This is a genomic window from Marinomonas sp. ef1, assembly GCF_002806845.1.
Classification (GTDB): Bacteria; Pseudomonadota; Gammaproteobacteria; order Pseudomonadales; family Marinomonadaceae; genus Marinomonas; species Marinomonas polaris.
The window spans coordinates 145,846-153,924 of the sequence record NZ_NHTT01000011.1 but is presented as its reverse complement, the minus strand read 5'-3'; the positions used below and the strand labels follow the sequence as shown (position 1 = coordinate 153,924).

At 45.8% G+C, this 8,079-nt stretch carries 7 protein-coding genes; all 7 read left to right on the top strand.

Annotated elements, in window-relative coordinates; translation table 11 throughout:
• The first annotated feature begins 942 nt into the window (after positions 1–942).
• The 7 genes from urtA to CCS02_RS16080 all read left to right on the top strand — a co-directional run bounded on the left by urtA (position 943) and on the right by CCS02_RS16080 (position 8,077).
• The gene (urtA, locus tag CCS02_RS16110) at positions 943–2,226 is read left to right on the top strand and encodes an urea ABC transporter substrate-binding protein (RefSeq protein ID WP_100637111.1); all 1,284 of its coding nucleotides are present in this window, start codon (positions 943–945) and stop codon (positions 2,224–2,226) included.
• A 155-nt stretch (positions 2,227–2,381) separates the two neighbouring features.
• Entirely contained in the window at positions 2,382–4,004 is a 1,623-nt protein-coding gene (gene urtB / locus CCS02_RS16105) for an urea ABC transporter permease subunit UrtB (RefSeq protein ID WP_100637110.1), read from the top strand.
• Positions 4,001–5,134 carry an urea ABC transporter permease subunit UrtC gene (urtC, locus tag CCS02_RS16100; RefSeq protein ID WP_100186807.1) on the top strand — a complete coding sequence of 378 codons (1,134 nt, stop codon included), beginning with the start codon at positions 4,001–4,003 and terminating at the stop codon, positions 5,132–5,134. Before urtB ends, urtC begins: the two co-directional genes overlap by 4 nt.
• Entirely contained in the window at positions 5,131–6,030 is a 900-nt protein-coding gene (gene urtD, locus CCS02_RS16095) for an urea ABC transporter ATP-binding protein UrtD (RefSeq protein ID WP_100637109.1), read from the top strand. The genes urtC and urtD overlap by 4 nt, the downstream gene beginning before the upstream one ends.
• Complete coding sequence (urtE, locus tag CCS02_RS16090; RefSeq protein ID WP_100637108.1) at positions 6,027–6,734, top strand: urea ABC transporter ATP-binding subunit UrtE; 708 nt, start codon at positions 6,027–6,029, stop codon at positions 6,732–6,734. Before urtD ends, urtE begins: the two co-directional genes overlap by 4 nt.
• Before the next feature lie 53 nt (positions 6,735–6,787).
• Positions 6,788–7,708: an urease accessory protein UreD gene (locus CCS02_RS16085; RefSeq protein ID WP_100637107.1), complete on the top strand. Its 921-nt coding sequence runs from the start codon at positions 6,788–6,790 to the stop codon at positions 7,706–7,708.
• Between the two features lie 66 nt (positions 7,709–7,774).
• A complete protein-coding gene (locus tag CCS02_RS16080; protein WP_100186810.1) occupies positions 7,775–8,077 on the top strand; it encodes an urease subunit gamma in 303 nt (100 codons plus the stop codon).
• Positions 8,078–8,079: the final 2 nt, after the last annotated feature.

Sequence of the window (8,079 nt, the reverse complement as noted above, 5' to 3'; positions counted from 1 at the left end):
AAAGCGTTTGAATGGAATCTAAATTCCGCGTTGGACTAAAGGACGACTTACCTTAGAAAATGAAAGCTTCGCTTTAAACCGTCTGATTACGGTCGTGCCTCCCTCATGCAGACCTACGAAAACCGATGAAGTCACTTCGACGCGTTCCTTGTTAGAGAGCCGATTGCGCGACCTTATGGAGTTTCAGAGTCAGTTGAAAATATCCTTTTATACAATAGCGAAAACAATCTATGCCTTACGATACAAGGAGCGTAGGAAGCAATCATGCGCCTATGAAAAAAATCAGGCATTAAAGATCTTAAAGAGACCTTTTGGTTACTTTTGCGGCTCTGGGCAAAAGTTACACGCCCAGCAGGGCGGAATAAAGGTTGGGAATACAAAGCGTTTGAATGTAACCTAAATTCCGCGTTGGATTAAAGGACGACTTACCTTAGAAAATGAAAGCTTTGCTTTAAACCGTCTGATTACGGTCGTGCCTCCCTCATGTAGACCTACGCAAACCGATGAAGTCACTTCGACGCGTTCCTTGTTAGAGAGCCGATTGCGCGACCCTATGAAGTTTCAGGGTCAGTTAAAAATATCCTTTCTCACAACAGCGAAAACAATCCATGCCTTCTGTGCGTTAGGTCAGAAGACAAACATCTATACAAAAGGGTTTACGAGGCAATCTCCCTTAAAGAGACCTTTTGGTAACTTTTGCGGCTCTGGGCAAAAGTTACACGCCCAGCAGGGCGGAATAAAGGTTGGGAATGCAAGGCGTTTGAATGGAACCAGAAAAGGCATTCGTATTGCCCTATACGTCAAATGACGTATACGGCTAAGTCATTTCGCGCATACCCTTCCAACGGTGATTTTTTAATACTGGCTCTACGGATTTGAGGTTTTAAAAACCTCAGCTGAAGACTCAAAAATATTATAAATCACAATAGGACGGCTCCAACTATGAAAATCAAAACGCTTACATCTGCGATTGTGCTCTCTGGTGCAACGCTTATTGCGCTTCCTTCGCTAGCAGCAGACACAATTAAGGTCGGTGTGTTGCATTCCTTGTCTGGCACGATGGCGATTTCTGAAACCACGCTAAAAGACACTGTCTTGATGATGGTGGATGAGCAAAACAAAAAGGGTGGTTTGTTAGGTAAAAAGATCGAAGCTGTGGTGGTTGACCCAGCATCAAACTGGCCATTGTTTGCAGAAAAAGGTCGTGAGTTATTAACCAAAGACAAAGTGGATGTGATTTTTGGTAGTTGGACATCGGTTTCTCGTAAATCGGTATTGCCTGTATTGGAAGAGTTGAACGGTTTGATGTTCTACCCAGTTCAGTACGAAGGCGAAGAGTCGTCTAAAAACGTGTTCTACACAGGGGCTGCGCCAAACCAACAGGCGATTCCTGCGGTGGATTATTTGATGAACGATCTTGGTGTAGAGCGTTTTGTGCTAGCCGGGACCGATTACGTTTATCCACGTACCACCAACAAAATTCTTGAAGCCTATCTAAAAGATAAAGGCGTTGCTGCAAGCGACATTATGATTAATTACACGCCATTTGGTCATTCTGATTGGCAGTCCATTGTGTCTGATGTCAAAAAATTCGGTAGCGAAGGTAAGAAAACAGCCGTGGTTTCTACCATCAATGGCGATGCCAACGTGCCTTTCTACAAAGAATTGGGTAACCAAGGTATTTCATCTGAAGACATCCCAGTGGTGGCTTTCTCTGTGGGTGAAGAAGAGCTTTCTGGTTTAGATACGAAACCGTTGGTTGGTCACTTGGCAGCTTGGAACTATTTCGAAAGCGTAGACACGCCTGAAAACGAAGCGTTCATCAAGGCTTGGCATGCATACACAAAAAATCCTAAACGCGTAACGAATGACCCAATGGAAGCGACTTATATCGGTTTCAAAATGTGGGCAAACGCGGTAACGAAAGCGGGCACAACGGATGTTGATGCGGTTGAGCAAGCTATGATCGGTCAAACAACGCCAAACCTTACTGGCGGTATTGCAGTAATGAACAAAAACCATCACTTGAGTAAGCCTGTACTGATTGGCGAGATCCAAGACGACGGTCAGTTTGAAGTGGTTTGGAAAACTGATGGCGTGGTTGCGGGTGATGCTTGGTCTGATTTCTTGCCAGGTTCTAAAGATCTGATTTCAGATTGGACGGCGCCGATCAAGTGCGGTAACTACAACACCAAAACTAAGACATGTTCTGGTCAGAATTACTAATTTGACCCATTCCCAGGGGTAACCTCGACTCTCTGTCTAGCAGGCTAATTAGTGAGTTAGCCAGAGAGTTATTTTTTACCTTCGAACAAGCTTCTAACTTCTTTTTAGCGTTGTGTTTTTGAATGCTATCGCAATAAACCTACGACACTTGGAGTATGACCTTGAGACGTATCACCTTGAGACATTGCATTGCGCTTTGTTGCTGTCTTTTTGGGCTCTTTTCCCTTTCTACTCATGCGGCTGAACCGGCTTCTTTGGACCCTTTGCTTGCAGAGTTGGGCGAAGCCAAAATCAAAGACATGGAGCCTATTTTAGTCAGAATCGAAGCCGTATCCGATGAAACCGTTCTGCCGCTTCTACGCACCTTACTAAACGGTAACTTGTATTACATCAAGGCAGAAAAAAAGGTCATTGGTGAATTCGAAAGCAACGGCGAAACCTATTACAAAGACGTATTTACTGACGAAATCAACGCTGGCATTGATAAGCGTGATGTCGACAAAATTCGTGTGAACAATAACTTACGTGGGTATTTGCGTAATGCCATTGCCCGTATTCAACTTACTTCCAAATCGCCAAGCGTGCGTGAAAATGCCGTACGCGAATTACTGTCCAAATTAGATGGCAGCACAGTGGCGGTGTTAGAAGGTCTTTACCCGAACGAGACCAATAAAAAAGTAAAAGACGCTATGGGATTGGCGTTGGCTATGAATACTGCGTCACAAACGGAATTGGCAGCGTCTAACCGTATCGCTGCGATTGAAAAGCTTTCCTCTAGTTTAGAAAACGATGTTCGGAATCTACTGACGACCTTAACTCGTGACGACAATACGGCGGTGGTGACTGCGGCGAATATCGCTTTAGAAAAAATCGCGCAACGGGCGAATCGTTTTGCTTTTGTTGATCAGTTGTTTTTTGGTTTGAGCCTTGGCTCGGTGTTGTTGCTGGCGTCCATTGGCTTGGCAATTACCTTTGGGGTAATGGGCGTTATTAACATGGCCCATGGCGAAATGATTATGCTCGGCGCTTACACAACGTACGTGGTGCAGTTGATGATGCCGAATTACATCGATTATTCGATTTGGGTAGCGATTCCTGCGGCCTTTTTGGTGTCGGGTTTGATGGGCGTGTTGATCGAGCGTTTGGTGATTTGCCGCTTGCATGGTCGTCCATTAGAAACCTTGCTCGCTACTTTCGGTATTAGTCTGATCTTGCAGCAATTGGTGCGGACGATTTTCTCACCGCTTAACCGTCAAGTTTCTACGCCTAGCTGGATGAGCGGCTCTTGGGAAATAAACCCAGTGTTGTCTTTGACGTTGAACCGTTTGTACATTCTTGCTTTTGCCTTGCTGGTATTTATCGTCTTGGTGATTGTATTGAAGAAAACTCCCCTTGGTCTAAACGTTCGTGCGGTATCGCAAAATCGCAACATGGCAAAAGCCATGGGTGTGAAAACCAATTGGGTGGATGCTATGACCTTCGGTCTGGGTTCTGGTATCGCGGGTATTGCAGGTGTGGCGTTGAGCCAATTGACCAACGTAGGGCCTAACTTGGGACAATCTTACATTATCGATTCTTTCATGGTGGTGGTGTTCGGTGGTGTGGGTAACTTGTTAGGAACCTTGGTTGCGGCCTTCACTTTGGGTATCGCGACGAAATTTCTTGAGCCAACCACTGGTGCGGTTCTCGCAGCGATTCTGGTGTTGGTGTTCATTATTCTCTTTATTCAAAAACGTCCTAAGGGACTCTTTCCACAAAAAGGGAGGGCGGCAGAATGACACGTCTTACAGCTTGGTTTTCTGAAGGGCGCTCGACGGGCAAACACACTTTGCCATTTGTGGTGATTTTATTAGGTGTAACGATTTTGGCTTCGGCCGCGAATCTGTTTTTACCCGCCGACTCGATCTTCTATGTCAGCACTTACACCATCACGCTTTTAGGTAAGTATTTGTGCTACGCCATGCTGGCGTTGGCGGTGGATATTATTTGGGGTTATTGCGGCATTTTGAGTTTAGGACATGGGGCATTTTTCGCCTTGGGCGGTTACGCGATGGGCATGTATTTGATGCGCCAAATCGGTGATCGCGGTGTTTACGGTAATCCTTTGCTGCCTGACTTTATGGTGTTTTTGGATTGGAAAGAATTGCCATGGTTTTGGCTGGGCATGGATCAGTTCTGGTTCGCCATGTTGATGGCGGTGGTGGTTCCCGGTCTCTTAGCCTTTGTGTTTGGTTGGTTGGCGTTCCGCTCTCGTGTAACTGGCGTTTATCTTTCCATCATGACGCAAGCTTTAACCTATGCCTTGTTGCTGGCTTTCTACCGCAACGAAATGGGCTTTGGCGGCAATAATGGTTTGACCGATTTTAAAGAAATCCTTGGTTTCAGTCTGCAAGCTGACAGCACACGGGTGGCTTTGTTTTTGATCACAGCGATTTTGCTGGCGGTGATCTTCGTGGTTAGCCAGAAGATCTTGTCCTCTCGACTTGGCAAGGTGGTGTTGGCGATTCGTGATTCGGAATCTCGTTCACGTTTTATTGGTTATCGTACCGATAGATACAAGGTATGGTTGTTTGTCTATTCCGCTGTGATTGCAGGCATTGCCGGTGCTTTGTATGTACCACAAGTCGGCATTATCAACCCTGGTGAATTTTCTCCTATCAACTCTATCGAGATGGTGATTTGGGTAGCGGTGGGTGGTCGTGGCACCTTGATTGGTGCGGTGATCGGTGCCTTGTTGGTGAACTACGCGAAAACCCGTTTTACCGCGATTATGCCGGATGCTTGGTTGTTCGCCTTGGGTGCCATGTTTGTTCTGGTTACCTTGTATTTACCAAAAGGCTTGATGGGCTTGTATGGGCAGCTAAAGGCCAAGCGAAATACAGTTATGAATAAGGAGTCGCAAGCATGAGTACCTTACCCTCTAAAACGTTAGACAGCACCCGAGAGTTTTTTCGTCGCGATCAGGTATGGCCATTTCTAGCGCCAGAGCAAGCTGCCGTCAATGTCGACAACAATATGATTCTCTATGTGGAAGATTTGAACCTGAGCTTCGATGGTTTTAAGGCGCTAAACAACCTTAATCTTTATATCAACGACGGTGAATTACGTTGTTTGATCGGTGCTAATGGCGCGGGTAAAACCACCTTGATGGATGTGATTACTGGCAAAACTCAGTGTGATTCAGGCACGGTGTTCTTTGGGCAAAATCACAACTTATTGAATAAAGACGAAGCTGAAATTGCCCAGCTTGGTATTGGTCGTAAATTCCAAAAGCCAACCGTGTTTGAAGAGCAAACCGTGTTCGACAATTTAGAGTTATCTCTTAAAACTGATAAGCGCGTATTGCCAACTTTGTTCTCGCGTTTAACACCGACACAAATCGACCGTATTGATGACGTATTAAAAACCATCGGTTTGGCTAAGCATAGATTCATGTTGGCGGGCGCCTTGTCTCATGGTCAAAAGCAATGGTTAGAAATCGGTATGTTGCTGGTGGCTGAGCCAAGACTTTTGTTGATCGATGAACCTGTAGCCGGCATGACAGCACAAGAAACCGAACGAACGGCTGAACTGCTAACGTCTTTAGCGGGCGAGCGTACAGTGATTGTGGTCGAACACGATATGGAATTTGTGCGCAGCATTGCCCGCACTGTAACCGTATTGCACCAAGGCTCTGTATTGGCCGAAGGCACGATGGATCAGATTCAAAGTAACAAAGACGTTATTGAGGTGTACCTTGGTGAAGAAGCGGCAGGTGAAGAGGCCGCAGGTGAAGAAGCTGCGAAAACAGGAGCTATGGCATGATTTCAATTAACAAGGTTGATCAACTTTACGGCGGCACACAGATTCTTTGGGGCTTGGATTTAGAGATAGTCCCCGGTTCGATTACTTGCATCATGGGGCGAAACGGCGTGGGCAAAACCACCTTGCTAAAAGCCATCATGGGCTTGTTGCCAATCAAAAGTGGCGAGATCACCATGGAAGGCGAAACGCTAAACAAGCAAAGCGCAGAAAAGCGCGCTTACTCAGGTATTGGTTACGTCCCTCAAGGTCGAGACATTTTCCCCATGCTGACCGTGGAAGAAAATTTGCGCATTGGTTTGCCTGTACGAAGTAAACGCACCAAGGATTCACCGAAAGAGATTCCAGAGAAAATTTTCGAGCTTTTTCCAGTATTGAAAGACATGTTGCATCGTCGCGGTGGCGATTTATCCGGTGGTCAACAACAGCAACTTGCCATCGGTCGTGCCTTGGTATTAGAACCAAAAGTCTTGATCTTGGACGAGCCTAACGAAGGCATTCAGCCCAACATTGTTAAGCAAATTGGCGATGTGATTTTAAAGCTCAATGCGGAAGAAGGTTTGACTGTTATCTTGGTAGAGCAAAAGCTAGGTTTCGCCCGTCGCGTGGGTAAAGAATTTCGTTTGATGGAAAAGGGACGTATTGTGGCGGCGGATAAAATGGAGAACCTTAACGATACTTTGATAAAGCAGTATTTGGCGGTGTGATTTTTGCATTGGTTGGAATCAGCAGCCACGCGAAAGACGCTTATAGGGCATCAATGAATAATAAACATAATCTTGCTTTGGCAGAACAATACGACCAAAAGCCGCTGCCAGAAACAAACATGCCAGTGACGGGGGAAGCTTCTCACTGGCATGCGTTTCTGACCTTAGGCTTTTCTCAAACAACTCGCGGTACCGTGTTGAAAACCTGTGATCACAAAGGGCCTTTGTACGTGCAGAAGCCTTTTTATCCTGAAGGTCGAGATACTGCGCACGTCTATTTATTGCATCCACCGGGCGGTTTGGTTTCGGGGGATCGTCTCACGATTACAGCGAACTTAGCCGAAAATACTCACGTTTTAATCACTACTCCAGGTGCTGGGCGTGTTTATCGTGCTCGTAAAGATAAAACCCTACAACATCAAATTACCCAGTTGAACGTCGCTCAGAACAGCTTAATGGAATGGTTACCACAAGAAACCATTCTTTATCCGAATGCTCATACTCGCCTTGAAAACTGCATCGATCTTGCTGACAACGCCAAGTTTATCGGCTGGGAAATTACTTGCTTTGGCTTGCCAGCTAACAAAGAAGATTTTGGCGAAGGCCACGCAGAGCAAGGCTTTGAGATTCGTCAGAACGGTCGTCTTAAAGTTCGTGAGCGATTGGTGATAGATGATAACAGCCGAGCTATTTTTAGCGCCAAAGCCGGACTAGATGGCAAACCTATTAATGGTTTGATGATTGCGGGGCCGTTTGATTCAGTCAATCACGATGAATTGATTGATTCCCTGCGCCAGCACTGTACCCAACATGGGTCATTAAGTGGCGTAAGCATGGTAGGTGAGTACATATTAGTTCGCAGCCTTCACGATGATTCAGAACAAGTGAAACAGCTATTTATCCAGTGCTGGCGCGATATTCGTCCCGCATTAATGAACAAAGAATCTAATGAACCGAGAATTTGGTCGACCTAAAAAGGTGTGAGTGCTCTTTTTTGGTTCAATAAAAACAATCATAAAGTTAAATAACGGAGCATTAAAATGGAACTCCTTCCTAGAGAAAAAGACAAGCTGCTTGTATTTACCGCCGCCTTGCTTGCCGAACGTCGTTTAAACCGCGGCCTGAAATTGAATTACCCTGAAGCCATGGCGTACATCACCATGGAAATTATCGAGGGCGCTCGCGATGGCAAAACCGTGGCGGAATTAATGGCCTTTGGTAAAACCTTATTGAGTGCGGAACAAGTGATGGACGGCGTAGTGGAATTGATCCATGAAGTACAAGTTGAAGCCACATTCCCAGATGGGACGAAACTTGTCACCGTTCATAATCCTATAAATTAGGG

Excerpts from the sequence above, each read along its gene's own strand:
- CCS02_RS16085 (WP_100637107.1), top strand. The coding sequence starts at position 6,788 with ATGAATAATAAACATAATCTTGCTTTGGCAGAACAATACGACCAAAAG.
- urtC (WP_100186807.1), top strand. The coding sequence starts at position 4,001 with ATGACACGTCTTACAGCTTGGTTTTCTGAAGGGCGCTCGACGGGCAAA.
- urtB (WP_100637110.1), top strand. The coding sequence starts at position 2,382 with ATGACCTTGAGACGTATCACCTTGAGACATTGCATTGCGCTTTGTTGC.
- urtD (WP_100637109.1), top strand. The coding sequence starts at position 5,131 with ATGAGTACCTTACCCTCTAAAACGTTAGACAGCACCCGAGAGTTTTTT.
- urtE (WP_100637108.1), top strand. The coding sequence starts at position 6,027 with ATGATTTCAATTAACAAGGTTGATCAACTTTACGGCGGCACACAGATT.
- CCS02_RS16080 (WP_100186810.1), top strand. The coding sequence starts at position 7,775 with ATGGAACTCCTTCCTAGAGAAAAAGACAAGCTGCTTGTATTTACCGCC.
- urtA (WP_100637111.1), top strand. The coding sequence starts at position 943 with ATGAAAATCAAAACGCTTACATCTGCGATTGTGCTCTCTGGTGCAACG.